We start from the raw sequence: 25,894 nt of genomic DNA on the forward strand, positions 1-25,894 counted from the left end.
AAGTACTGATCGAAAGAAAAAGCCATGGCCGAACCATTCCTCTCCATCCAGCATGTGCGAAAATCCTTCGGCGCCACCACCGTGGTCGAAGATTTCAATCTTGATGTCGAGCCGGGCGAGTTCGTATCCTTCCTTGGGCCATCGGGTTGCGGCAAGACCACCGTGCTGCGCATGGTCGCCGGTTTCGAAGAGCCGTCGGCGGGCAAGATCGTCGTCGCAGGCAAGGACATCACGAGGCTAAAGCCCAACCAGCGCAATGTCGGCATGGTGTTCCAAGCCTATGCGCTGTTCCCCAACCTGACGGTGGCGCAAAACATCGGCTTTGGCCTGAAGGTCGCCGGCATGCCCAAGGCGGACATCGACAGACGCGTGGCCGAGATGCTCGACATCATCAAGCTGCCGCAGATGGCCGACCGCTATCCCTACCAGCTTTCCGGCGGCCAGCAGCAGCGCATCGCGCTGGCGCGTGCCATCGCGCCGAAGCCGAAGCTGCTTTTGCTCGACGAGCCGCTGTCGGCGCTCGACGCCAAGGTACGTGTGTCGTTGCGCGAGGAAATCCGCTCGATCCAGAAGAAGCTCGGCATCACCACCATCTTCGTCACCCATGACCAGGAAGAGGCGCTGTCGATCTCCGACCGCATCGCGGTGATGTATGGCGGCAAGGCCGAGCAGGTCGGCACGCCGTTCGAGATCTACAACCGGCCGGCGACCAAGTTCGTCGCCAACTTCGTCGGCACGCTGAACGTGCTCGAAGGCAAGGTCACTGACGCCGCGGCCGGCACGGTGCAAGTCAACACGCAGGAAGTCTCGCTCAAGGGCAAGCTCAACGGCTCGAAGTCGGGCGACACGCTGTCGCTGGCGCTGCGTCCCGAGGCGATCTCGCTCGGACGCCAGCCCGGTCGCGATTCAAGCCTGTCGGGCGAAATCTCCGAAGTGCACTTCCTCGGCTCGGTCATTCGCGTTCGCGTCGGCATCGGCGGCAACACGGTGTCGCTCGACACCTTCAACAGCCCGGCCACACCACCGCCGGCTGTTGGCGAGAAGGCGGAGATATCGTTTTCATCGAGCGACATGCTGGTGCTGCACTAGTAAAAGCAGCATCCCAAGGGAACCGAGACGGTCGAATCAGGCCAGCGCGATGAACGGCCGTATCCTGCCAAGGTCGGGCGTTTGCTGGACAATCAACAGCATCTTGCCATCCAGCCACTGCCCATGATGCCGCTTCGCCGCTACGATGGGCCATGGCGCTATTCGAACTTACCCTCATCCTGCTTCTGGCTGCCGTCGCGCTGACGGCGCTGTCGCGGCGGCTGGAAATTCCCTATCCGTCCCTGCTGGCTCTGGCCGGCGTCGCGATTGCCTTCGTACCCGGTGCGCCGACGATCGAGATCGATCCGGAGCTGGCGCTTGCCCTGTTCATCGCGCCGGTGCTTCTCGACGCCGCCTATGACACGTCGCTGCGCGACCTCAAGCGCTACCGGCTGTCGCTCGCGTTGCTCGCGCTAGGCGCCGTGGTCTTCACCACCGTGGTGGTTGCCTTGGTCGGCTGGAAGATGGCCGGCCTGCCGATCGCGGCGGCAATCGCGCTTGGCGCCATCGTCGCGCCACCGGATGCGGTGGCCGCATCCGCCGTGCTCAGCCAGTTCAAGGTACCGCACCGCATCACCGCCATCCTGCAGGGCGAGAGCCTGCTCAACGATGCCACGGCGCTGCTGATCTACCGGCTGGCGGTTTCGGCGGCGCTTGGCACGATCATGCTCAGCAACGCCGTTCCGGTGATCCTGCTGGCAACGATCGGCAGTGTGATCGCGGGCTATCTGTTTGGCCGCGTCTCGCTGCTGGCGCTCGGCCGCATCGAGGATGCGGCGAGCAGCACGGTGGTGCAGTTTGCCGGAACCTTCGCCGTGTGGATCATCGCCGACAGGCTCGGCCTTTCCGCCATCATCACCATCGTCGTCTATGCCATGACCATTGCGCGCAGGGCGCCGCGCCAGTCGTCGGCGAGACGCCGCGTCAGCACCTATTCGGTCTGGGAGTCGGCGGTGTTCGTGCTCAACGTGCTGGCTTTCGTGCTGATGGGCCTGCAGGCACGCACGATCGTTGGCAGGCTGGCCGGCGACGGGCAAGGCGAAGCATTCCTTTTCGCCGCAACGGTGCTGGTCGTCGTTATCGTCGCGCGCCTTGTCTGGGTGGCGAGTTACGTCGCGATCATCCGGTGGCTTGCCCGCTTCGGCAGCCAAGAGGCAAGGCGGGAATTGCCGACGTTCGGCGGCGCCGTCATTGTCGGCTGGTGCGGCATGCGTGGGTTGGTGACGCTGGTGGTGGCCATTGCGCTGCCGGCCGATTTTCCCGGCCGCGACCCGATAGTGCTTGCCGCCTTCGCGGTGGTGCTGGGCACGCTGGTGCTGCAAGGCATGACGCTGAAGCNCGCGACCCGATAGTGCTTGCCGCCTTCGCGGTGGTGCTGGGCACGCTGGTGCTGCAAGGCATGACGCTGAAGCCGCTGCTGCGCTGGATCAACTTCGACCCCGATAGAACCGTCGACAATGAGGTGGCGCAGGCGCGCGTCGCCATCATGCAGGCAGCACTGGACGTGCTGAGCCGCAAGACATCTGCGGCCGCCGCCGTCGTGCGCGAACAGTATGAAGCGCAGCGCCTGATTGCGGAAAACCCGGAGGACGCTCAGGCCGCGACCGAATACGACCGGCTGCGCCTCTATGCCATCAACCGCCAGCGCGACACGCTCGAGGAGTTGCGCAGCAACGGCACGATCGGCGACGAAGCCTACCACCGGCTGGAGGAAGAGATCGACTGGGCCGAACTGGCGGCATCGCCGGCGGGCCGGTTCCAGCCGCTGACCACATCATAGACGCTGGCCCAGTTCCGCCGTCGTGCCGGTACATTGCAACCCATCTGCCGAACCGCTACTGCCAAAGCGAAATTGAGCCGGATAAGCAATGAAACTGGTCAGCTACAACATCCAGTACGGGTTCGGCGGCGATGGCCGTTACGATCTTTCGCGCTGCACCAAGCTGGTCGACGGCGCCGATATCATCGCGCTGCAGGAGGTCGAGCGGCATTGGCAGCGCACCAATGAGGACGACCAGCCGGAGGTCCTGTCCAAGCTGCTGCCTAGCTATTACTGGGTCTATGGCCCGGCCTTCGACATGGACGCCAGTGAGCAGCGCGACGGCCGGGTCGTCAACCGCCGCCGCCAGTTCGGCACCATGCTGCTGTCGAAGCTGCCGATCGCCTGGTCGCGGCTGCACGCGCTGCCCATGCGCCGCACGCTGCGGCCGCTCAACACGCGCAACGCCGCGCTCGAATGCATGATCCGCACGCCGGCCGGACCGGTAAGGGTCCTGTCGCTGCATCTCGCCCATATCGCGGCGGAGGAGCGTCTGGAGCAGATCGACTATCTCTTGGCCGAGCATCGCCGCGCGCCGTCCGAGGGCGGCCCGTGGAGCGGCGCGGACGATGAGCCTTCGCGCAACTGGACCAGTGGCGAGGCCGAGCCGGAAAACCCGACAGCTGCGATCTGGATGGGCGATTTCAACATGGAGCCGGGCAGCGCCGAATACAGCCGCATCGTCGGCAGCACGCCCTATCATCGCGGGGCAGCTTATCTCGACGGCTTTGTTGATGCCGCTGCCGTCGCTAGCGAGCCGGCTGCCGATTTCCACACCCATGTGAAAACGATCGACGGGAAAGTGGCAAAACGCCGGCTCGACCATTGCTTCGTCGGCGGTATGTTCGCGGACCGTGTGCGCTCGGTCAGTGCCGATATAGGCGAGATCGCTTCAGACCATTTTCCGGTCCGGATCGATATCGATCTCGACGCCTTTGAGCTCGGGAGATCGGTGAGCCCTCGATGACGCTTTTCGTCTTTTTCGCGGTGCTTGCCGCCGCCGCCATGCACGCGATCTGGAACGCGCTGGTCAAGGTGCATCTCGATCGCTTCCTGTCGATCACGCTGATGACGCTGGGCATGGGTTTTGCCGCACTGTTCGTGCTGCCCTTCGTCGAGTTTCCAAAGGCCGCGGTATGGCCCTTTATAATCGCCTCGGTGCTCTTTCACATGGGCTACCGGACCTTCCTGATCGGCGCCTACAAGGCCGGCGATTTCGCCCAGACCTATCCGCTGGCGCGCGGCACGGCGCCGCTTTTGACCGCCCTCGGCGGCGTTGTCGTGGTGCAGGAGATGCCGGCGCCGTTCGCCATCCTCGGCATCCTCTTGTTGTCAGCCGGCACGCTGGTGATGTCGTTTCGCGGCGGCGCGCATCTGGAGCGGATCAATGTGCGGGCGGTCGGCTTTGCGCTCGGCACTTCGATCTTCATATCCAGCTATACGCTCTCCGACGGCAGCGGCGCGCGGCTGGCCGCAACGGCAACGAGCTATGCCGCATGGCTGTTCATCTGCGATGCCACGTGGGCGCTGGTGCTGTGCCTCATCTTTCGCGGGCCCAAGGCGCTGCCCGTGCTGGCGCGTGACTGGAAAGCAGGCCTGTTCACCGGCGTGCTCAGCGGCGCGGCCTACTGGATCGTCATGTGGGCGATGACCAAGGCGCCGATCGCCTCGGTGGCGTCGTTGCGGGAGACGTCGATCCTGTTTGCCATGATGATCTCGGTTTTCGCGCTCGGCGAGAAAATGACAGGCTGGCGCGGCGCCGCCGCGCTCAGCATCGTCGCCGGTGTCGTGGCCCTCAGACTGGGCTGAGAGCCTGATACTTCAGCCGAGCACCGTCATCACCTGTCCGCGCCGTTCCGGACTGAAGCGGATGACGACGATGATGCAGACGGCGACCACGCCGGCAAACAGCGCCAGCGCGTAGCCATAGCTGCCTCCAGACGCCTCGGCGATGCCGGCCTGGTAGGGACCGCCATAGGACGCCGCGAGATTGCCGGCCTGGTAGATGAAGCCGGGCAAGGTTGCCCGCACGGCGCCGGGCGACAGCTCGTTAAGATGCACCGGGATGACGCCCCAGGCGCCCTGCACCGCGACCTGCATGACGAAGGCGCCGATGGCCAGCATGAACGGTGTCGAGCTGAAGGCCCAGAGCGGAATCGAGGGCAAGGCAATCAGGCAGGCGAGCGTTATCGCGTTGACGCGGCCGATCTTCTCCGACAGTGCGCCGAACGCCAACCCGCCGACGATGGCGCCGATATTGGCGACGATGGTGATCCAGCTCACCGTGTGCGGGTCGAAGCCATGCTGCTTCTTGAGGAAGGTCGGGTAGAGGTCCTGCGTGCCGTGGCTGAAGAAATTGAAGAACATCATCAGCACGACCGCATAGACGGCGACGCCCCAGTGCTTCCGCAGCGTTTCAAGAAGGCTAGGTCTGACGGATTTCTGCGCCTCGACGAAGGCCGGCGATTCCGGCACATGCGAGCGGATGAAGAGCACGATCAGTGCCGGCAGGAAGGAGAGCAGGAACATGGCGCGCCAGCCGATCGTGTAACCGCCGATCGTCTGCTCGTAAAGCACGCCGTAAACCACGGCCGCCAGAAGGTAGCCGGTGGGATAGCCGCATTGCAGGATGCCCGAGACCATGCCGCGGGCACTGGGCGGAATGGACTCCATGGCGAGCGAACTGCCCAGCCCCCATTCGCCGCCCATGGCGATGCCGAACAGAGCGCGCAGCGCCAGGAAAATGCCGAGATTGGGCGAGAAGGCAGCCAGCGCGCCGATCACCGAATAGCTGACGATGTTGAGCATCAGAATGGGCTTGCGGCCATATTTGTCGGCCAGCCTGCCGAAGAAGAAGGCGCCGATGAAGCGTGTCGCCAGCGTCAGGAACAACGCTTTGGAGACTGCCGGGACGTCAGTGTTGAATTCGGTTGCGATATCGGTGAGCAGGAACGTCAGAAGGAAGAAATCAAAAGCGTCGAGCGTCCAGCCGAGGAAGGAGGCAAGGACGGTTTTCTTCTGCTGGGCGGTGAGAGCCACGACGTTCCTCCTAAACGCCCCCGGGGAACGGTATGTTCCTTGGGGCGCAAAAGAGAACAGGCGTCAGCCGGCTTTCGAAAGAAGCGCGGTCACTTTTTCGTAATGTCGAGATCGAACACCATCAGCCCGTCGGTGCCGCCTTCGAGCGCTGCGACCAATCGGGCGCCGGCGCGCTGATGCGCTTCATGCACGAGATAGGCGTCGCGGGCGGCGGCATCGCGGAAGTCGATGGTGAAGGCATGGCTGAAGCCGCGCGCGAACGGCTCCGGGCTGACATTGGTGCTGAAATGGACCGTGTCCATGCCGTCAACGACGGAGCGCAGTGCTTCGAGATCGGCGTGGATTGCCGTGCGCTCGGTGGCGGGCACATCGCTGTGGAAGCGTACGAAGACGCAGTGTCTGATCATTGGTTCGTTCTCCTAAGTGGCTATGCGGCCCGATTGCCGGAGAACACCGCCGGCGGAAGCGGCTCGCGGCCGAGGATGATGTCGGCGCCTTTTTCGCCGACCATGATGGTCGGCGCATTGGTGTTGGAGGAAGGCACGCGCGGCATCACCGAGGCATCGCAGACGCGCAGGCCCTCGATGCCGCGCAGGCGCAGGTCCGGTGTGACCACCGCCATATCGTCATGGCCCATGCGGCAGGTGCCCACGGGGTGATGGTCGGTCTTGGCGGTGCGGCAGGCATAGTCGATCAGCTCGTCGTCGCTGGCGAGCGATGGTCCGGGCAGCACCTCGCGCAACACGTAAGGTGCAAGCGCCTTCTGCCGCATGATCTCGCGCGCAAGCCTGAGGCCCTTGATCGACATGGCGCGGTCATAAGGGTCCGACCAATAGTTGGGATCGATCAGCGGGTGGTCGGCCGGGTCGGCGCTGCTCAGCCGCACCGTGCCGCGCGAGCGCGGGCGCAGGAAGGCCGAGTTCAAGGTCACGCCGGGGTTCTTCAACCTCTCGACGCCGGCCTCGATGCCGGAGCCCAGTCCCAGATGGAACTGGATGTCGGGCGAGGCGGCGGTCGGATCGGCGTACCAGAAGCCGCCGGTCTCGAACAGGCTGGAGGCGACCGGCCCTTTCTTCAGCAGCAGATACTGCAAGCCGGCCCACGCGGTGCGGTGCAGCTTGGCGTAGTTGTCATAGGTGTGGTCGCCGGTGCATTCGGCGATGACGAACAAATCGAGATGGTCCTGCATGTTGGAGCCGACACCGGGCAGATCATGCACCGGCGTCACGCCGACCGATTTCAGGTGATCAGCCGGGCCGATGCCCGACTGCATCAACAGCTTCGGCGAACCGATGGCGCCGGACGAGACGATCACTTCGCGCTCGGCGCGCATGATGGTCTTCTCGCCGCCGGGTTTGTCGACGATCTCGACGCCGATGGCGCGGCCTTTCTCGACGACGATGCGGGTGACCAGCACATCGGTTCGGACTGTCAGGTTCTTGCGGGCGCGGATGGGCTTCAAATAGGCGACCGAAGCGGATGAGCGCCGGGCGTCCTTCTGGGTCAGCTGGTAGTAGCCGACGCCTTCCTGGCTAGCGCCGTTGAAATCCGGGTTGAAGGGGATGCCCATCTCTTGGCCGGCGCGGAAATAGGCCTCGCAAATCGGCAGCGGCGAAATCGGGTTCGACACGCCGAGCGGCCCCTGGTCGCCGTGAAAATCGTTGGCGAAGCGCTGGTTGTTCTCGGCGCGCTTGAAATAGGGCAGCACGTCGCGATAGCCCCAGCCCGCGAGGCCCTCTTCCTTCTCCCATGCGTCGTAGTCGCGAGCGTTGCCGCGCGTGTATATCTGGGCATTGATGGACGAGCCGCCGCCGACCACCTTCGCCTGCGTATACCAGAAGACGCGGTCCTGCATGTGCCTCTGCGGCACAGTCGACCAGCCCCAGGAAGCGATGCCCTTGGTCATCTTGGCAAAGCCCGCCGGCATGTGGATGTAGGGGTGCCAGTCCTTGCCGCCGGCCTCGAGCAGCAGCACGGAATTCGCTGGATCCTCGCTCAGCCGGTTGGCCAGAACGCAGCCGGCCGGGCCGGCACCTACGATGATGTAGTCGGTCATAACTCTACCCACCTACAGTCGAGGCACGGAGAGCGCGCCGTCGACATTGATAATCGAGCCTGTGGAAAAGCCGAGCTTGCCGGCGGCAAGCGTCGCCACCGCGGCGCCGATGTCCGATGCTTCGCCCCAACGTTTTGCCGGCACCAGGCCGCTGTCGATAAGCGCGTCGTATTTGGCTGATACGCTCGCGGTCATGTCGGTGCGAATGATGCCCGGCCGCAGTTCGAACACGCCGATGTTTTCCGGTGCAAGCCGTAGCGCCAGGTTCTTCACCCACATCGAAAGGCCGGCTTTCGAGATGCAGTAGTCGGCGCGTTCCGGCGAGGCCATATCGGCGCTGACCGAGGTGATGGTGATGATCGAGCGCGGATGATTGCTGGGAGCCGCCAGCATCGCCTTGGCGACGGCCTGGCTAAGGAAGACTGTGCCGCGCAGATTGACGTCCAGCGCACGGTCGAAGTTTTGGGGCTTCAGCTCCAGCAGATCGCCGCGCACCATGGCGCCGACGCCGGCATTGTTGACGAGGCAGTCGATTCGGCTGAAGGCACGTATGGCGGCGTCGACGAGGGCCGTGTGATCCTCGAGGTTGGCGATATCACAACGGACATAGGCGAACTCCGCACCCCGTGTGGTGATGTTGGCGGCCAGTTCGTCCGGCGCTTGTTCGGCAAGGTCGGCGATCAAAATGTCGAAGCCGGCCCCGGCCAGCGCCTCGGCGCAGGCGAGCCCAATGCCGCGCGCACCGCCGGTGACGATTGCTGCGGGGCGGGTCATGCCGCGAGGTCCGTCCGGCGAATATGCTCGGCCACGCGCAGCGCCTGTGCCGCAATCGACAGCGCCGGATTCATGGCGGCAGAGTTCGGCAAAAAACTGGCGTCGACAACGAACAGGTTCGGGTGGTCGAAGGCGCGGCAGAAAGGGTCGAGCGGCGACGTCGCCGGATCGTCGCCCATTTTCACCGTGCCGCACTGGTGCGAGGGCGTGCGCTTGTCGAAGGGACGCGACAGCACGATGGGATAACCGCAGGCGCGGAAGTTCTCACGCATCAGCTTGGTCAGCCCGTCCAGCGACTGCATGTTGGAGCGCCGCCATTGCATGACGATGTCCTTGCCGTCGATCATGATGCGGCTTTCCGGATCGGGTAGATCCTCGCACATCAGATACCAGTCGACGGCGTGACCGGCCATGTAATCGAGCGCGAATTTCGGCACGCGTTTGACGTTGGCCTTCAACATGTTGCCGTCGATCTTGCCGAGCAGCTGGACGTTGCCGAGCGGCTTGCCGCCTTTGCCGTCGGAGAGATAGTAGTCATTCAGCATCAGCGTCTTCTGGTAGACGCTGTCGTTCCTGCGGCGCGGATCGATCGCCAGCATGGCGCTCGAATTATGGTTCATGAAATTGCGGCCGACCTGGTCGGAGCTGTTGGCGAGGCCTTTGCCGTCTGATGACGGCGAGCGCAGCAGGATGACGGCGGAATTGACCGCGCCGGCGGACAGGATGACCAGCTTCGGCGCGACTTTCTTCAGCTCGCCATTCTGACGGTAGTGAACGGCAGCGATGCTTTTGCCGTCGGACGACGCTTCGAGATATTCGACATGGCAGCCGGTTTGGAGTCGGATATTGCTGTCCTTGAGTGCCGCCGTCAGCGGTCCGGTCTGCGCATCAACCTTGCCCTGGGCGGTATTGGGGAATGCGTCCCAGCCGGTCTTGCCCTCTTTCAGCCAGGTGTCGATGTCGACGCCGAGCGGCAGCGAGGCGGGGTGCAGGCCCAGTCCCTTCAGCTCGGCGCGGGCGCGCGCAATCGGCGCTTCGTCGGGCACCGGCTTGAAAGCATAGGGGATCGAGTGGAACGGTTCGGTCGGGTCCTCGCCGAGCGAGCCGCGGACGCGAAACAGCTGCTCGGCTTTCGAATACCAAGGCTCGAATTCATCGTAGGAAAACGGCCATGCCGGCGAGACGCCACCGAAGTGCTCCATGGCGGCGAAATCCTCTTTGCGGTAGCGGATCAGCACCGCGCCGTAGAATTTCGAATTGCCGCCGACATAGTAGTAATTGCCGGGGTTGAAGGCGCCGCCGCCGGGCTCGCGCCACATCTCCTTCGGACGGTAGTGGCCATCGACGAAGATCGAGCGCGTGTCGCGGGCATGCGGCGTTGCCGGCAAGGGCTCGCCGCGCTCCAGCATCAGGACCGAGGCGCCGCTGCCGGCCAGGCCGGAAGCGATCGTAGCGCCGCCGATGCCGGAGCCGATGATGACGATATCGGGGCTGACCATCTCGATCAGCGGATGCGGTGTTCGGTCGCCGGATCGAAGAACACGGCCTTGGTCAGGTTGAAGGCGAGCGGCGTGCTGGTGCCCGGCTGGATGTTGGCGTCGGCCCGCAACCGCGCCACCACGCCCTTGCCGCCGAGGTTGGTCACCGCGAAAGTATCGGACCCTGCCGGCTCGACCACTTCGATGTGCAGGTCGGCAGTGGCAATGTTGGAGGCGTTGCGTTCCGCACCTTCCGGATCGGTCAGCGCTTCCGGGCGCACGCCGAAGATGATCGGCTTGCCCTGGAATGCCGAAAGACCCGCCGGCGCGTTGGCCATCGGCAGCGTGATCGGCTCGCGCGCCTCGCGCTCCAACACGACGGACAGCGCATTGCCCGACGTGGCAATGGTCGCCGGGATCAGGTTCATCGCCGGGGAACCCATGAAGTCGGCGACGAACAAATTGGTCGGGTTGTTGTAGATTTCGGCCGGGGTGCCGAACTGCTGCACCTCGCCGTCGCGCATAACGGCGATCTTGGTCGCCAGCGTCATCGCCTCGATCTGGTCGTGGGTGACGTAGACGATGGTTGTGCCGGTGGTGGCATGCAGGCGCTTGATCTCGATGCGCATATCGACGCGCAATTTGGCGTCGAGGTTGGACAAAGGCTCGTCGAACAGGAACAGCTTGGGGTCGCGCACCAGCGCGCGGCCCATGGCGACGCGCTGGCGCTGGCCGCCGGAAAGCTGGCTCGGCTTGCGCTGCAGGAGGTGGCCGATCTGCAGGACCTTGGCCACCTTGTCGATCGCCTTTTGGCGTTCGTCGGCCGGCACGCCGCGCATCTCCATGCCGAAGGAGATGTTTCCGGCCACCGTCATGTTCGGATAGAGCGCATAGCTCTGGAACACCATGGCGATGTCGCGCTTGGATGGGTGCAGATCGTTGATGGCGCGGCCGTCGACGCGGATTTCGCCCTCGGTGATCTGCTCCAGGCCGGCAATCGTGTTGAGCAAGGTGGACTTGCCGCAGCCGGACGGGCCGACCAGCACCAGGAAGCCGCCCTTTTCGAGCTCGACATCGATGCCCTTCAGGATCTCGACATTCCCGAAGCGCTTCTTCAGCCCATCAATTTCCAGAAAAGCCATCAGATTATCCTTTGACCGCGCCCGCCATCAGGCCACGCACGAAGTAGCGGCCGGCGACCACATAGACGAGAAGGGTGGGCAGGGCTGCGATCATCGCCGCAGCCATGTTGACGTTGTATTCGACGACGCCTGTCGAGGTGTTGACGACGTTGTTGAGCGCCACCGTCATGGGCATCACGTCGCCGGAGCCGGCATAGGCGGAGGCGAACAGGAAGTCGTTCCAGATGTTGGTGAACTGGTAGATCACCGTCACCACGATGATCGGCAGCGAGTTGGGCAGCATGATGCGCCGGAAGATCTGGAAGAAGCTTGCCCCGTCGATCTGCGCCGCCTTCACCAGCTCGTTCGGAAACGCTTCGTAGTAATTGCGGAAGAAGAGGGTGGTGAAACCGATGCCGTAGACGACGTGAACGAACACCAGGTTCACGGTCGGATTGCCAAAGCCGAAGGTGAAACCGGTCGCGTTCTGCAGCTTGACGCCGAACCGGCCCAAGCTGCCGAGGATCGTTGCCATCGGCAGCAGTACCGACTGGAACGGGATGAAACAGGCAAACAGCATCAGCCCGAACACCAGCGTCGCCCCGCGAAAGCGCCATTTGGTCAGCACATAGCCGTTGAGCGCGCCGAGCAGGGTCGAGATGATGACTGCCGGAACCACCATCTTGATCGAGTTCCAGAAATAGCCCTTCATGCCGACGCAGGTCAGGCCCGAGCAAACTTCGCTCCACGCCTTTATCCATGGGTCGAAGGTCGGCGCCTGGGGCAGCGCCAGCATGTTGCCGTTCTGGATCTCCTCCATGGTCTTGAACGAGGTCACCAGCATGACGAACAGCGGCATCAGGTAGAACAACGCAAACAGCGCCAGCAGTCCGTAGATGACGATGCGGTTGAGGGTCTTGGTGCTCATGCCGCTAGAGGCCTGGCGGGCAGGGGTGGCAACGGCGCTCATTGCGGCTTCTCCCGCAGTTCCGAATAGAGATAGGGCACGATGATGGCGACGATGGTCATCAGCATGATCACGGCACTCGCCGAGCCGACAGCCATTTCGTTGCGCTTGAACGTGTACTCATACATGAAGTTGGACGGCAGCCAGGCCGAGCCACCGGGGCCGCCGCTGGTCAGCGCCACCACCAGATCGTAGGACTTGATGGCGAGGTGGGCGAGCACGATGAAGGCCGACAGGAAGATCGGCCGCAGCAGCGGAATGACGATGCGGCGGTAGAGCTGGAAAGTAGTGGCGCCATCGATCTGCGCCGCTTTCATGATCTCACCGTCGATGCCGCGCAGGCCGGCCAGGAACATCGCCATGATGAAGCCGGAGGCTTGCCAGACGCCGGCGATGACCACCGTGTAGATGACGAAATCCTTGTTCTTGATCCAGTCAAAATGGAAGCTCGTCCAGCCCCATTGATGCAGGGTCTGCTCAAGGCCGAGGCCGGGATCGAGAAACCATTTCCAGGCGACGCCGGTAACGATGAAGGACAGCGCCATCGGGTAGAGATAGATCGGCCGCAACACGCCTTCGCCGCGGATCTTCTGGTCGAGCAGGATGGCCAGGAACAGGCCGAGCGCCAGGCACATGGCGATGTAGAGAAAGCCGAAAATGCCCATATTGACGATCGACGTGTACCAGCTCGATGGCGGGTCGGAGTCGAACGTCCAGCCCCATAGCCGTAGGTAGGCGCGCGGTCCGGTGATGACATAGGACGGAAAAGTCTTGGAATTGGTGAAGGACAGATAGACCGTCCACAGGATGAAGCCATAGACGAAGACGATGGTGATGGCGAAGCTCGGCGCCAGCACGATCTTCGGCAGCGCGTCCTGCAGTCGCGCGCGCACCGAGGGGCGCGACCGCTCCGGCGTCAGCTTGATCTGGGTTGTCGCTACACTGCTCATGAGGCTCCTCCCGTTTCGGGTTGTCCGTGCTCTGCCGTCAGGCGGCAAGGCGACCCCGTGCATACGGGTCTCTGGTCGGCATGGTGTTCAAGAGCGTTTTCACCGTTTCACGGAAACGGCGAACCTCTCTAACTCTTTCTTTTACGCAATTCCGGCCGGAAAACCGCTCACACTTTTCCTGGAATTGCGCCAGCTGGCCAATCCTTAGGTGAAACCTTCCCCGCCGAAGCGGGGAAGGTGTGTTTCTGGCTAGCGCTTACTTGGCGTCGTCGATCGCCTTTACCAGTTCGGTCACGGCTTCGTCCGAGGTCTTGATCTGACCATGGACGAACTTCGAAACGACGTCCTTGTAGGCATTGGCGACTGCCGGAGGCGCGCCATAGCCCTGGGCAAGCGAGCCGAACAGCGTGCCGCCTTCGTTGGCAGCCTTCAGGTCGGCGATGCCCTTCTTGCCGCACGCGTCGAAGTCGGTGTCCGGAACGTCGGTACGGGCGGGAACCGAACCCTTGACGACGTTGAAGGCCGACTGGAAGCTCTTCGACAGGGTGGCGGTGGCCAACGCGACCTGGGCGGCCTTGCGGTCGTCCGGAACGTTGAACATGCCGAACATGTCGGAGTTGTAGACGACCGAGCCTTCCGTGCCCGGGAAGCGATAGCACAGGAAGTCGGTGCCCGGCGTTTTCTTGGCGGCGTTGAACTCGCCCTTGGCCCAGTCACCCATCACCTGCACCAGGGCATCGCCCTTGATGACCATGGCGGTGGCAAGGTTCCAGTCGCGGCCCGAGAAGTTCGGGTCGACATAGGTGACGAGCTTGGCGAGGTTATCGAACGACTTCTTCATCGTGTCCGACTTGAGGGACTCGTCGTCGAGGTCGTTGAAGGCCTTCTTGTAGAACTCAGGTCCGCCGGTCGACAGCACAACCGAGTCGAACATGGTGGCTTCCTGCCAGTTCTGGCCGCCAAGGGCGAGCGGAATGACGCCAGCCGCCTTGGCTTTGTCGAGCAGGGCGACGAAGTCGTCGAAGGTCTTTGGCTCGGTGCCGCCGATCTTGTCCATCACCGCCTTGTTGATCCACAGCCAGTTGACGGAGTGGACGTTGACTGGAGCAGCGACCCACTTGCCGTCATAGACGGAGAACTTCTGCAGGGCTGCCGGAACCGACTTATCCCAGCCCTCCTTCTTCGCCGTCTCGGTCAGGTCGCCCATGACGCCGGCCGCCGCATAGTCGAGCACGGTGTAGCCGAGCATCTGCGACGCGGTCGGGTAATTGCCGGCCGCGACCATCGCCTTCAGCGCAGTCATGGCGGCGTCGCCGCCACCACCGGCCACCGGCACGTCCTTCCAGGCATAGCCTTCCTTGGCAAGGTCGCCCTTGAGGACGTTGAGAGCAGCCGCTTCGCCGCCCGACGTCCACCAATGCAGCATCTGCACTTCCTTGACGTCCTCGGCATGGGCCGAGAAAGCAAAGGCCGTCGCCAGAGCCGTTCCGATAAGCAGTTTGCGCAACATGTTCTACCTCCCTTGTTGCATTACACGACCGGTGGAAGCCCACCGGGTTCTTCCAAACTCAGCCGACCCACCAACCGGTGCGCTGGCCGCGATGAAACTGGATTGTCTTTTCCTCGGTATAATCCTCGACAGCGCGTTTGCCGAGTTCGCGTCCGATGCCGGACTGCTTGTAGCCCCCGAATGGCAACTCGGGAAAGCCTTCCATGAATGTGTTCACCCAAACGGTCCCCGAACGCACACCACGCGCCACCGACATACAAGTGTCGATGCTGGCGCTCCACACCCCTGCCGACAGACCATAGGGCGTGTTGTTGGCGATGTGCAACGCCTTTTCAATCGATCCAAAAGTCAGCACGGAGAGCACCGGGCCGAACACTTCCTCGCGCGCAATAGCCATGTCTTCGGTAACGCCGCGGATGATGGTCGGATCGAGGTACTGGCCGGCATTGGACGCCAGCTGGCCGCCACCGCAATAGACATTGCTGCCGTCTTTTGCTGCTACCGCGACGTAACCCGCGACCTTGGTCAGATGGTCGGCTGATATCATCGCGCCAACCTTGGTTCGGTCGTCGAGTGGGTCGCCGACCGTTACCTTGGCGGTCAGGGCCTTGACAGTGGCGAGGAAATCGTCGGCGATGGCTTCATGCACGATCAGCCGACTGCCGGCATTGCAGCATTCGCCGGCGTTGAAGAAGCCGCCGAACACTGCTGCGTCAGCGGCCGCCTCGAGATCGGCATCGGGGAAGACGATCTGGCCGTTCTTGCCGCCGAGCTCCATCGAGACTTTCTTCAGCGACTGCGCGGCGGAAGCCATGGTCATCTTGCCGACGCGGGTAGAGCCGGTGAACGACACCATCTCGACCAGCGGATGGCTGACCATCGGCCCCCCGACATCGGCGCCGAGGCCGGCCAGGATGTTGACGACGCCCGCGGGCAGGCCGGCCTGCATCAGGATGTCGCCGAGCACGAAGGTCGAGGCCGAGGTCATTTCGCTCGGCTTGACCACCGCGGTGCAGCCGGCGGCGAGCGCGAAGGGCAGTTTCTGGCTGACGATCAGGAACGGGAAATTCCACGGGGTGATGATCGAGACGACGCCGATCGGCTCGCGCAGGACCACGCCCAGCATGGCGTCGCCGAGATTGGCGTAGCTTTCGCCGTGCAGCGTGCGGGCGAGCGAGGCGGCATAGCGCCAGATGTCGATGGCGCCGCCGATCTCGCCGCGCGCCTGGGCGATCGGCTTGCCGGATTCCAGCGCATCGAGTCGGGCGATGTCTTCGAGCTGGGCCTCGATCAGGTCGGCCGTCTTGAGCAGGATGGCGGCGCGCTCGGCCGCCTTCGTGCGCGGCCACGGGCCGGTCTCGAATGCCTTGTGCGCGGCCTGCATGGCCGCCTCCACCTCGGCCTCGCCTGCCTGCGCATAGCGCGAAACGGTGAAGCCATGGCCGGGGCTGTTGCGCGCAATCGTGCGGCCGTCACGGGCATCGACATGCTTGCCGTCGATCAGGAGCTTGTAAGCCTTCGGCGCCTTGGACGCCTCGGCCGGCATGGAAATGTTGAGCGGTGCGTTCATCATGCTTTCTCTAGGATCTTGAAAAGGCCGGCTTCTGCTTGGCCTTGAAGGCGCTCACGCCGGCTTTGAGGTCGCCGGTCAGCGCAACGAAGCCGCTGGCGAGCGCCTCGGTGGCGGCCGCACTTTCCTCGCCTTCGGCGACCGCAATCATCAGCTTGGCGGCTTCAGTTGCGAGCGGCCCCCGTTCGGCGATCTTTTCTCCCCACGCCTTCGCCTCGGCCAGCGCCTGGCCGGTCTCGACCACACGATCGACAATGCCGAGGGCGAGCGCGTCGGGGGCGGCAAAGACCTCGCCGCCGAGCGCCATGCGGCGCACGATCTGCGCACCGAAGCGGCGCACGGCGCGCTGCGTGCCGGACCAGCCGGGGACGACGCCGATCGATGTCTCGGGAAAGCCGAGCTTCACCTGTGTTTCGGCGACACGGAAGTCGCAGGCGACCGCCAGTTCCAGCCCGCCACCCAGCGCATGGCCGGAAAGCACCGCGATGGTCGGCTGCCGCAGCCGCGCCAGTCGGTCGAAGACGCGGTGGCCGTAGCGCACCCATTGCACCTGAAAGTCGGCAGCGCTCATCTCGCCCCAGGCCTCGACATCGCCGCCGGCGCAAAAGCCTTTGCCTTCGCCGCGGATCAGCACGACGCGCACGCCTTCAGCCATTTCGGCTTCGTCGAGCGCTGTTTCGAGCGCGCGCAGCATCGGAATGTCCAGCGCGTTGAACTTCTCCGGCCGGCGCAGCGTGACGATGCCGATGGCGCCGTCCTGCTCGAAGGTGACGAGGCGCTCAGCCATGCGCGCCTCCGAGAGAAGCGCCACCATTCAGCGACAGGCCGATCGGCCGGTCCTGATAAAGAGCCGCCGGCGTGACCTTGAGGTCGTTGGCGATGCCGAGCGGAATCTCTGACTGCGCCAGCACATCGCGTTCGAGGTCGATGCCAGGCGCCAGTTCCGTCACCATCAGACCGTCCGGCGTCAGCTTCATCACGCAGCGCTCGGTGACGTAGGTGATGTCCTGCCCTTGTGCGACGGCGCGCTTGCCTGAGAACGAGATGTGCTCTACCTCGTTGACGACCTTCTTGACCTTGCCTTCCGCATCGATGCGGATGCCGCCATCGGCGAGCGACAGTTTTGCGCCGGCATTGAAGAAGCCGGAGAAGACGATCTTTTTCGCCCGGGCCGTGATGTCGACAAAGCCGCCGGCCCCGGCGGTGACATGTGGCCGGGCCGAGAGTTTCGACACGTTGACGGAGCCATGGCGGTCGATCTGCAAGAAGGAGAGCAGCGAGGCATCGAAGCCGCCGGCCTGGAAATAGATGAACTGATGCGGCGAGGGCATGATCGCCTCGGCATTGGAAGCGCAGCCGAACTTGAAGTCGAGCAGCGGCACGCCGCCGACGGCACCTTGTTCGATCACCCAGGTGACCTTGCCGTGCTGGCCTTCCTCGAGAAGGATGCGCGGCACGTTGGCCGAGATGCCGAAGCCGATATTGACGGCCATGCCGTCGCGCAATTCCATGGCGACGCGGCGCGCGATGACCTTCTGCACATTCATCTCGGCATTGCGGAAGCTGGACAACGGCCGGAAGATCTCGCCCGAAATCGCCGGGTCGTAAAGCGTCAACGTCGTCTGCAACTGGTCCGGCGCCACCACGATGTGGTCGACCAGGACGCCGGGCACGCGCACGTCATGCGGCTTCAGCGTGCCGTTCTCGACGACGCGCTTGACCTGCGCAATGACGATGCCGCCATTGTTGCGGGCGGCGAGCGCCTGTTCGAGGCCGCCCAAATAGGCGCCTTCATGCTCGTAGGTGAGGTTGCCGCGCTCGTCGGCGGTGGTGGCGCGGATGATCGAAACGTTGGGCACGATCGAGCGGAAATAGAGCCATTCCTCGCCGTCGAACTGCTGCACCGAGACGATCGGCTCGCTTGCAGCCTCATTCATGGCGCAGCCCTGGTGGCGCGGGTCGGCGAAAGTGTCGAGGCCGACCTTGGTCAGCACACCCGGCCGCTTGGCGGCGGCCTCGCGGTGCATGTCGAACAAGATGCCGGAGGGCACATTGTAGGCAGCGATCGAATTGTCGCCGATCATCTTCCATATCTGCGGCGGCTCGGACGAGGAGGGGCCTGAGGGATAGGAGCCGCAGAGCGTGCGCTTCAACAAGCCAGGCTTAGCCAGATGGTCGATGCCCTTGATGCCATACATGTCGCCGGCGGCGATCGGATGCAGCGTGGTGATGTCTTTCGGATGGCCTTCAGCGTCGAAGCGCTCGCCGATGGCAGCCAGCACGGCATCCGGGCAGCCAAGGCCGCTCGACGACGAGACGGAGACGGTCATGCCGTCCTTGATGAGGCTTGCTGCTTCAGCGGCGGAGACGAGCTTGCTCACACGACACCTTTCGGATCGATAGTGACGGCCTTGCCGGACTTTGCCGACTGCAACGCTGCTTCGGCTGAGGCCAGCGACCAGACGCCGTCCTCGCCGGTGGCGGAGGGCTGGCCTTCTCCACGCATGGCGGCATGGAACTGGCGCAGCGACCTGGCGTAGAGGTCTTCTCGGTCGAAGCTCAGTTCTTCCTCGCCTTTGGCGGTGCGTAGCAGCACCGAGCCGACTGGCTTCTGCGTCATCACATTTTTTGCGATCAGCGAACCTTCGGAACCATGCACCTCAAAGCCGGTATCGGCGAACTTGGTTGTGAAGCCTTCATGCGACTGGGCGATGATGCCCGACCCGAAGCGCCAGATGCACATGGCGCCGTCTTCCAGCCCGCTGCTGGCCATGCCGGCCAACTGGGTGAAGGCGGAGACCTCGACCGGGTCGTCGCCGAGCACGAAGCGCAGCGTGTCGGCATCATGCACGGTGATGTCGAGCACCACGCCGCCGCCGGCCTCAGGCTTGGTAATGCGCCAGCCCTGCAGGTTTTCCGGCAAATAGACGGAATGGAAGACGCGCGCGGCAATCGGCTTACCGATGCGGCCGGCTGATATGGCGTCGCGCATGGCGCGGTGGGCGCCGGCATTGCGCAGATGATGGTTGGTGCCAAGCACCACGCCGGCTTCCTTGGCGGCGGCGACCATGGTGCGCGCGTCAGTGCTGGTCAGCGCAAGTGGCTTTTCGCATAGGACATGCTTTCCCGCCTTGATCGCGGCCAGCGCCTGTTCGAGATGCAGTTCATTGGTGGTCGAGATGTAGACGGCGTCGATGTCGGCGCCGAGCAGGTCGTCCAGTGTCGAGACGGCAAGCGGAATGTTCTGTTCCACGGCATAAGTTTTGGCGCGCTGCGGGCTGGAGCTCATCACCGCGGCGATCTCGCCACCCTCTTGCGCCCGAATTGCGTTGATCATGAACTGTTTGGCGATCGTGCTGGCGCCGATCAGTCCCCATCTGACGCTCATGCTGCGTCTCCCATTCCTGCTGATGTGTCATGGGCGCGGCGATCGGGACCGCAGCTGTCCCTGACGACCAGATTGACCGCGCCGACATGGTCCTCGGCATGGGTGATGCGCGACTGGATCATCTTCAGCATGACGTGAGCGGCGCGTTCACCGAGGCCGGGTGTGTCGACCGAGACGCTGGTCAGCGCCGGCATATAATGCTCGGCCTCGACCACGTCGTCGAAGCCGACGACGGCAAAGTCCGCGCCGGGCTCCAGCCCGCGCTTGCGCAGCGCCAGCATGACGCCGAAGGCGACGGCATCGTTGAAGCACAGTGCCGCCGTCGGCGGCTCGGCCATGGCAAGGGCGGTTTCCAGGCACGCGATTCCGCCCCTGCGGCTGGTCTCGCCTTCGACGACAAGCACGTCGCGCCTGGCAATGCCCAATGTTTCGCAAGCTTCACGAAAACCGCCCAGGCGCTCCTGATAGACGACCAGGTCGGAGGTGCCGCCGAAGAAGGCCAGCCGGCGATGGCCCTTGCCGATCAGATGGGCGGCGGCGAGATACGCGCCGCGATGGTTGTCAGGAGCGATCACCGGGATGCGGCTGTCCGGCAGGCGGCGCATGGCGAAGACGACCGGCACGCCCGCCATCTCGAGGCGACGGAAGGCGCCCGGCGTGGTGCCGCGTGCCGGTGACACGATCAGGCCTGCGACGCCCTGTTCCATCAGCGACTTCAGCACTTCTTCCTGGCGTACCGGGTTCTCCGCCGTGTTGGCGATGAAGGGCACGATGCCGGCCGACTGGAAGACGCGCTCCATGCCGACCGCCAGCTCGGCGAAAAAGGGGTTGGTGAGATCGTTGATGACCATGCCGATGACGTTGGAATGGGCTTTGCGCAGATTGGCGGCGCCGCGGTTGTAGACATATCCGACATCCTCGATCGCCTTGCGAACCTTGACCGCGGTTTCAGGCCGGATCAGCCCTGAGCCTTGCAGCACAAGCGACACCGTCGATTTGGACACACCAGCCTCGCGGGCGATGTCCAGGATCGTTGCCTTGGCCCGGCTGGCCATGTCGGTAGTTTCCTCCGCCTGAATGAGAAAATCTATTGGAACGTTCTAATCACTCTGCCAAACGAGAGTCAATCGGGATTCTTGCGGAGGTCGAAAAGGTGATGAATGTGGTTCCTAGCAAGGACTCTTTGCCTTCTTCAACGTTTGGCCCGGTTCAATCGCCGGAATCATAAAGTTCCTTGATTTATTGGAACGTTCCATTTATAGGGTGCCGAAGACGGAGGTTGCCATGGATATCACCCTGCCTACGCAGAATGGCGGCCGCGTCAGCTACAAGCTCGCGGGCAGTCCGGTCGAGCCCGTAATCGGTGCGGTTTTCCCGCGCATCGCCTATGCCGCGGCCCATGTCGTCGCCGACCCTTTCGCGATGACCGACCCCTGGTCGAAGCCTGCGGTCGACTGGGACAAGACGATGGCGTTTCGGCATCATTTGTGGCGGCTTGGCTTCCGCATCGCCGAGGCGATGGACACCTCGCAGCGCGGCATGGGTTTCGACTGGGCGAATGCGCAGGAATTGATCCGGCGCTCGATCGCCGAGGCGCACAGCGTCGAAGGCGCAGACCTCGCCTCGGGCGCCGGCACCGATCATCTGGCGCCGGCCAATTCGAGATCACTCGAAGATGTGATCGCCGCCTATGAGGAGCAGTTCGCTTTCATTGAAGGCGAGGGCGGCAAGGCGATCATGATGGCCAGCCGGGCGCTGGCAGCGGTCGCAAAGGGTCCGGACGACTATATCAGGGTGTACGATCGCATCCTCAGCCAGGCATCCGGCAAGGTCATCCTGCACTGGCTGGGCGACATGTTCGATCCTGCACTGAAAGGTTATTGGGGCAGCGGCAATTTCGAGGCCGCGCTCGACACCGTCGTCGCCATCATCGAGCGCCATGCCGGCAAGGTCGAGGGGATAAAGATTTCCCTGCTCGATGCCGGCAAGGAAGTTGCCTTGCGCAACCGGTTGCCGGAAGGCGTCGTCATGTTCACCGGCGACGATTTCAACTATCCCGAACTGATTGCCGGCGACGGGAAGCGGCACTCGCACGCCTTGCTCGGCATATTCGACGCCATCGCGCCGGTCGCCAGTGCGGCGCTCGCGAAACTGGCTGACGGCGACCGCGCCGGCTTTGACGCGCTGATGGCGCCGACAGTGCCGTTGTCGCGCAAGATCTTCGAGGCGCCGACGGAGTATTACAAGGCCGGCATCGTCTTCATTGCCTGGCTCAACGGCCATCAGGACCATTTCGCCATGGTCGGCGGCATGCAGTCGGCGCGCGGCATCCTGCACTATGCCGACATCTTCCGCCTTGCCGACCAGGCAGGGTTGCTCGCCGATCCCGAGCTTGCGCTGGCCAGGATGAAGCATTTCTGCGCGGTTGCAGGTGCCTGAGAACGACACAATCGCTGGCTGAAACCTGTCCCCCGTATGGGGATTTGCGTTCTCGCGCCAAATCTGTATTCGGTTGCCGGGATTGGATGCGGACGGAGCGGCAATGACGGAAAAAGTGGCGCTCATCACCGGGGTTACCGGGCAGGACGGGGCCTATCTCGCAGAATTGCTTCTGCAGAAGGGCTATATTGTCCATGGCGTCAAACGCCGCTCGTCCTCGTTCAACACCGAGCGCGTTGACGACATCTATGTCGATCCGCACGAGCGCGGTGCGCGTTTCTTCCTGCATTATGGCGACCTGACCGACGCGACCAACCTTATTCGCCTGGTGCAGGAGACACAGCCCGGCGAGATCTACAATCTCGGCGCCCAGAGTCATGTCCAGGTGAGTTTCGAGACGCCGGAATACACCGGCAATGCCGATGCGCTGGGAACACTCAGGCTGCTCGAGGCGATCCGCATCCTGCGCCTGGAGAAGTCGGTGCGCTTCTATCAGGCATCGACGTCGGAGCTTTACGGCAAGGCGCGCGAGGTCCCGCAAAGCGAGGCGACGCCCTTCCATCCGCGCTCGCCCTATGCCGCGGCCAAGCTTTACGCCTACTGGATCACGGTCAACTACCGCGAGGCTTACGGCATGTTCGCCGCCAACGGAATCCTGTTCAACCACGAAAGCCCGACACGCGGCGAAACCTTCGTCACCCGCAAGATCACGCGGGCCGTCGCCTCGATCCATCACGGCCTTCAGGCCACGCTCTATCTCGGCAATCTCGACGCCAAGCGTGACTGGGGCCATGCGCGCGACTATGTGGAGGGCATGTGGCGCATTCTGCAGCACAGTGAAGCCGACGATTTCGTGCTGGCGACCGGTGAGGCGCATTCGGTGCGCGAATTCGTCGAACTGGCTTTTGCCGAGACCGGACGCACCATCCGCTGGCAAGGCGAGGGTGTCGATGAAGTCGGTGTCGATGCCGGTTCGGGCACTGTCCTGGTGCGCATCGATCCGCGCTATTTCCGGCCGACCGAGGTCGACCTGCTGCTCGGCGACCCCGCCAAGGCCAAAGCCAGGCTGGGGTGGTCGCACACGACCGGCTTCAGGGATCTGGTGGCGGAAATGGTGCAGGCCGATCTGGCGCGCACCGCCGGCGGCACGCGGCAGAACAGCCGTTCTGCGTGAGGCAGGTTCATGGACGCGACATTTGATCTGAAAGGCAAGCGTGTCTTCGTCGCCGGGCATCGCGGCATGGTCGGTTCGGCCGTCGTGCGCCGGCTGGCGAGCGAGGACTGCGAGATACTCACCATATCGCGCGACAGGCTCGACCTGCTCGACCAGGCAGGGGTGCGGCGCTGGATGGCCGAGCACAGGCCGGATGCGGTGGTGATGGCGGCCGCCAAAGTCGGCGGTATCCTGGCCAATGACCGGTTCCCTGTCGATTTCCTGCAGCAAAACCTGGTTATGCAGGGCAATGTCATTGAAGGCGCCTTTCGCAGCGAGGTCGGCAAGCTTTTGTTTCTCGCCTCGTCCTGCATCTATCCAAAGCTCGCGCCGCAGCCGATCAGGGAAGACGCGCTGCTGACCGGTCCGCTCGAACCCACCAATGAATGGTATGCGATCGCCAAGATCGCCGGGCTCAAACTGTGCCAGGCCTATCGGCGCCAGCATGGCGTCGACTACATCTCGGCGATGCCGGCCAACCTTTACGGTCCTGGCGACAATTTCGATCTCCAGTCCAGCCATGTCGTGCCGGCCCTGATGCGAAAGGCGCATGCGCTGGCGCTGAGCGGCGGCAACAGCCTCGAGGTCTGGGGCTCGGGCACGCCACGGCGTGAATTCCTGCATGTCGACGACGCCGCCGATGCCTTGGTCTGGCTGTTGAAGAATTATGCCGGCGACAGCCACGTCAATGTCGGTTCGGGCGAGGATGTCACCATTGCCGAGCTTGCCCAGACCGTCGCATCGGTCGCCGGCGTCGAGGCTGATATCGCCTTCGATACGACCAAGCCAGATGGCACGCCGCGCAAGTTGATGGATGTTTCGCGACTGTTTGCAACGGGATGGCGCCCGCGCTACGCACTTCGCGGTGGATTGGAACAGACGTATGCGTGGTTTCTCAACCATGTTGAGAAGGGTGATGTCCGCCTCGGCGCGGCCTGATTCCAATTTTCCTTGAACCATTTCGCTGCCGCCCGCGACCAAGCGGTGTGTAGCAAACACGGTCCATCAAGGAGAACGTCAATGTTTATCACTTCAAGAAACGCATTTCTCGCCGCCATCGCGGTTTCGGTGCTGGCAGGGTGTCAGACGGCACCGCCGAGGGAATGCGAGAAGACCAAGCCCGGTGTCACCTACAACGGCAAATGCTGCGGCATCGGCACCCCGTGCCGTGAAGGCAGCAACGCCCCTCATGACAAGCCCGACAGGCCCGATCCGCGGCCGCAATGATCCGCGAGCCTGAAACGTCCCGGCACGTGCCGGGACGTTTCGCCCTCCGACAGGGTGGATTTACGGATCGGAAGGCCGCTACCCGGTTCCTTGCTGGCCGGCATTTGAGTACGAAACGGGACGGCGGGGCAGTAGACGATGCGGTCGCGCAGATCGCGCGAAAACTTCCCGCCGGATCTGTACTTCAAGGGGCTGTTCGACTGTTCGAAGGGAAGGTCCTGGAGAAACTCAGATTTCGCTTTCCGTCGATGGGAGGATGCTACTAAAAAAAATTCGAGATGCTCTTGAACTCATTTGGGGCGCCTCCTAATTCGATTTCCGCCAAGGCCATAAGGCTCGGCAAAAAATGGCGGCGCCGCACGGGGCGGCGTCCTTGTACCCATGTTGCTTCAAGGAGGATGTGGCTATGAGAACCTTTGATACCCTCTATCGGACCACCGTCGGTTTCGACCGGCTTTTNCACCAGGGCATCGCCTATCGCAGTTTCAGGCAGACGTTCAAGCTTGCCGACCACATGAAGATCAAGGCAGCCAAACTGGAGAATGGCCTCCTCTCGATCGAAATCGTCCGTGAGATTCCCGAAGAGCTGAAACCGCGCCGCATTAGCATCGGCGTCGGCGACACGCCAACGGCCGCCACTCAGATCACGCAAGACACGGACCGCGCGCGTAAAGCCGCGTAATCCTGTCGATCTGTCACACTTTGAACTGCGGGTCCGCCTCCCGGTTCCGGCCGGGAGGCTGTGATTGCGGAGAAACGAAGATGATCACTGCAGGACGTACTGGCGCGCCTCTGTCGCGCGCCTGCAGTTGGCCTGGACCGCGCAAACCATGAAACTCAATGGTTCGTTCAATTTGGAGGATCATATGAACGATCGGATGTTTGACAGCGCCGTTTTCGTGAAAAGCGGCGACAACCTTGTTCAGGAAATCACGTGTCTCGAGGACGCTCTGGAGTTCCTCTATGAATGGCCGAAGGACAGGCGCGGCCCCATTCACCAAACCGCATTGCGGGCCTGCCAGCGAGCTTTCGATAGCGATTATCCGCTTTCCGCAGCCAGAGAAGCGTTCAGCGGTTTTGCGAAAGCAGCCAGAATCCTTGAGGAAGTATCCACGACAATGCCGTGGATGATGGGCAGAGGTGGCGAAGGCGGAGGAGTGACTGCCTAAAGCGCGTCGCGCTGAAACCGATTCATGCGACACGCTTTAAGTCTTTGTTTTGATGCATGTCGTTGTCCCAGAACCGCGGCATACT

The 25,894-nt window shown here is 63.2% G+C and carries 23 protein-coding genes and 1 pseudogene; 10 read left to right on the forward strand and 14 right to left on the reverse strand.

The genetic code is table 11. From position 1 onward, the window contains the following. Positions 1–24 precede the first annotated feature (24 nt). The 4 genes and pseudogenes from X728_RS139805 (at position 25) to X728_RS139795 (ending at position 4,717) form a co-directional block, all read left to right on the forward strand. A complete protein-coding gene (locus X728_RS139805) occupies positions 25–1,089 on the forward strand; it encodes an ABC transporter ATP-binding protein (RefSeq protein WP_023683214.1) in 1,065 nt (354 codons plus the stop codon). Between the two features lie 152 nt (positions 1,090–1,241). Beyond that, positions 1,242–2,869, forward strand: a pseudogene (locus X728_RS01000000167235) (sodium:proton antiporter). A gap of 88 nt (positions 2,870–2,957) precedes the next feature. Next, the gene (locus tag X728_RS139800; RefSeq protein ID WP_023832910.1) at positions 2,958–3,875 is read left to right on the forward strand and encodes an endonuclease/exonuclease/phosphatase family protein; all 918 of its coding nucleotides are present in this window, start codon (positions 2,958–2,960) and stop codon (positions 3,873–3,875) included. Further along, a complete protein-coding gene (locus tag X728_RS139795) occupies positions 3,872–4,717 on the forward strand; it encodes an EamA family transporter (protein WP_023683217.1) in 846 nt (281 codons plus the stop codon). The genes X728_RS139800 and X728_RS139795 overlap by 4 nt, the downstream gene beginning before the upstream one ends. A gap of 12 nt (positions 4,718–4,729) precedes the next feature. Here the strand turns inward: X728_RS139795 and X728_RS139790 are convergent, their stop codons facing one another. From X728_RS139790 to X728_RS139725, 14 genes are all read right to left on the reverse strand, one after another. After that, positions 4,730–5,947, reverse strand: coding sequence for an MFS transporter (locus X728_RS139790; RefSeq protein ID WP_023832911.1), 1,218 nt, complete (start codon positions 5,945–5,947; stop codon positions 4,730–4,732). Between the two features lie 89 nt (positions 5,948–6,036). Then, positions 6,037–6,354, reverse strand: coding sequence for a Dabb family protein (locus tag X728_RS139785; protein WP_023832912.1), 318 nt, complete (start codon positions 6,352–6,354; stop codon positions 6,037–6,039). Between the two features lie 20 nt (positions 6,355–6,374). Continuing rightward, complete coding sequence (locus X728_RS139780) at positions 6,375–8,003, reverse strand: choline dehydrogenase (RefSeq protein ID WP_023691834.1); 1,629 nt, start codon at positions 8,001–8,003, stop codon at positions 6,375–6,377. A gap of 12 nt (positions 8,004–8,015) precedes the next feature. Beyond that, a complete protein-coding gene (locus tag X728_RS139775; protein ID WP_023832913.1) occupies positions 8,016–8,777 on the reverse strand; it encodes a 3-ketoacyl-ACP reductase in 762 nt (253 codons plus the stop codon). Beyond that, on the reverse strand, positions 8,774–10,276 hold the full coding sequence (locus X728_RS139770; protein ID WP_023832914.1) for a GMC family oxidoreductase: 1,503 nt from the start codon (positions 10,274–10,276) through the stop codon (positions 8,774–8,776). Before X728_RS139770 ends, X728_RS139775 begins: the two co-directional genes overlap by 4 nt. Positions 10,277–10,281: 5 nt before the next feature. Beyond that, positions 10,282–11,397 carry an ABC transporter ATP-binding protein gene (locus X728_RS139765; protein ID WP_023671180.1) on the reverse strand — a complete coding sequence of 372 codons (1,116 nt, stop codon included), beginning with the start codon at positions 11,395–11,397 and terminating at the stop codon, positions 10,282–10,284. A 4-nt stretch (positions 11,398–11,401) separates the two neighbouring features. Further along, positions 11,402–12,346 (reverse strand): carbohydrate ABC transporter permease, encoded by a 945-nt coding sequence (locus X728_RS139760; protein WP_023704034.1) that lies wholly within the window; start codon positions 12,344–12,346, stop codon positions 11,402–11,404. Continuing rightward, positions 12,343–13,293 carry a sugar ABC transporter permease gene (locus tag X728_RS139755; protein ID WP_023832915.1) on the reverse strand — a complete coding sequence of 317 codons (951 nt, stop codon included), beginning with the start codon at positions 13,291–13,293 and terminating at the stop codon, positions 12,343–12,345. Before X728_RS139755 ends, X728_RS139760 begins: the two co-directional genes overlap by 4 nt. 256 nt (positions 13,294–13,549) lie before the next feature. Further along, on the reverse strand, positions 13,550–14,803 hold the full coding sequence (locus X728_RS139750; protein WP_027049809.1) for an ABC transporter substrate-binding protein: 1,254 nt from the start codon (positions 14,801–14,803) through the stop codon (positions 13,550–13,552). A 58-nt stretch (positions 14,804–14,861) separates the two neighbouring features. Next, entirely contained in the window at positions 14,862–16,373 is a 1,512-nt protein-coding gene (locus tag X728_RS139745) for an aldehyde dehydrogenase family protein (protein ID WP_023704032.1), read from the reverse strand. Positions 16,374–16,383: 10 nt separating this feature from the next. After that, entirely contained in the window at positions 16,384–17,160 is a 777-nt protein-coding gene (locus X728_RS139740) for an enoyl-CoA hydratase/isomerase family protein (RefSeq protein ID WP_023832916.1), read from the reverse strand. Continuing rightward, positions 17,153–18,754 carry an acyl CoA:acetate/3-ketoacid CoA transferase gene (locus X728_RS139735; protein WP_023832917.1) on the reverse strand — a complete coding sequence of 534 codons (1,602 nt, stop codon included), beginning with the start codon at positions 18,752–18,754 and terminating at the stop codon, positions 17,153–17,155. Before X728_RS139735 ends, X728_RS139740 begins: the two co-directional genes overlap by 8 nt. Continuing rightward, on the reverse strand, positions 18,751–19,761 hold the full coding sequence (locus X728_RS139730) for a Gfo/Idh/MocA family oxidoreductase (protein WP_023832918.1): 1,011 nt from the start codon (positions 19,759–19,761) through the stop codon (positions 18,751–18,753). Before X728_RS139730 ends, X728_RS139735 begins: the two co-directional genes overlap by 4 nt. Next, entirely contained in the window at positions 19,758–20,816 is a 1,059-nt protein-coding gene (locus tag X728_RS139725) for a LacI family DNA-binding transcriptional regulator (RefSeq protein ID WP_023832919.1), read from the reverse strand. The genes X728_RS139730 and X728_RS139725 overlap by 4 nt, the downstream gene beginning before the upstream one ends. A gap of 229 nt (positions 20,817–21,045) precedes the next feature. On the opposite strand from X728_RS139725, the gene X728_RS139720 reads away from it, so the two are divergent. The 6 genes from X728_RS139720 (at position 21,046) to X728_RS139700 (ending at position 25,809) form a co-directional block, all read left to right on the forward strand. Continuing rightward, positions 21,046–22,200, forward strand: coding sequence for a dihydrodipicolinate synthase family protein (locus X728_RS139720; RefSeq protein ID WP_023832920.1), 1,155 nt, complete (start codon positions 21,046–21,048; stop codon positions 22,198–22,200). A gap of 103 nt (positions 22,201–22,303) precedes the next feature. Further along, complete coding sequence (gene gmd / locus X728_RS139715) at positions 22,304–23,374, forward strand: GDP-mannose 4,6-dehydratase (protein ID WP_023686427.1); 1,071 nt, start codon at positions 22,304–22,306, stop codon at positions 23,372–23,374. Positions 23,375–23,383: 9 nt separating this feature from the next. Beyond that, the gene (locus X728_RS139710; RefSeq protein WP_023832921.1) at positions 23,384–24,352 is read left to right on the forward strand and encodes a GDP-L-fucose synthase; all 969 of its coding nucleotides are present in this window, start codon (positions 23,384–23,386) and stop codon (positions 24,350–24,352) included. An 81-nt stretch (positions 24,353–24,433) separates the two neighbouring features. Next, positions 24,434–24,640 (forward strand): hypothetical protein, encoded by a 207-nt coding sequence (locus tag X728_RS1000000169590; protein ID WP_081732499.1) that lies wholly within the window; start codon positions 24,434–24,436, stop codon positions 24,638–24,640. 406 nt (positions 24,641–25,046) lie between these two features. Beyond that, positions 25,047–25,322 (forward strand): Hsp20 family protein, encoded by a 276-nt coding sequence (locus X728_RS139705; protein ID WP_023832922.1) that lies wholly within the window; start codon positions 25,047–25,049, stop codon positions 25,320–25,322. Positions 25,323–25,386: 64 nt separating this feature from the next. Next, positions 25,387–25,809: a DUF982 domain-containing protein gene (locus tag X728_RS139700; protein WP_348625649.1), complete on the forward strand. Its 423-nt coding sequence runs from the start codon at positions 25,387–25,389 to the stop codon at positions 25,807–25,809. Positions 25,810–25,894: the final 85 nt, after the last annotated feature.

Origin of the sequence: Mesorhizobium sp. L103C119B0 (assembly GCF_000502235.1) — a bacterium.
In the GTDB taxonomy this organism is placed as follows: Bacteria; Pseudomonadota; Alphaproteobacteria; order Rhizobiales; family Rhizobiaceae; genus Mesorhizobium.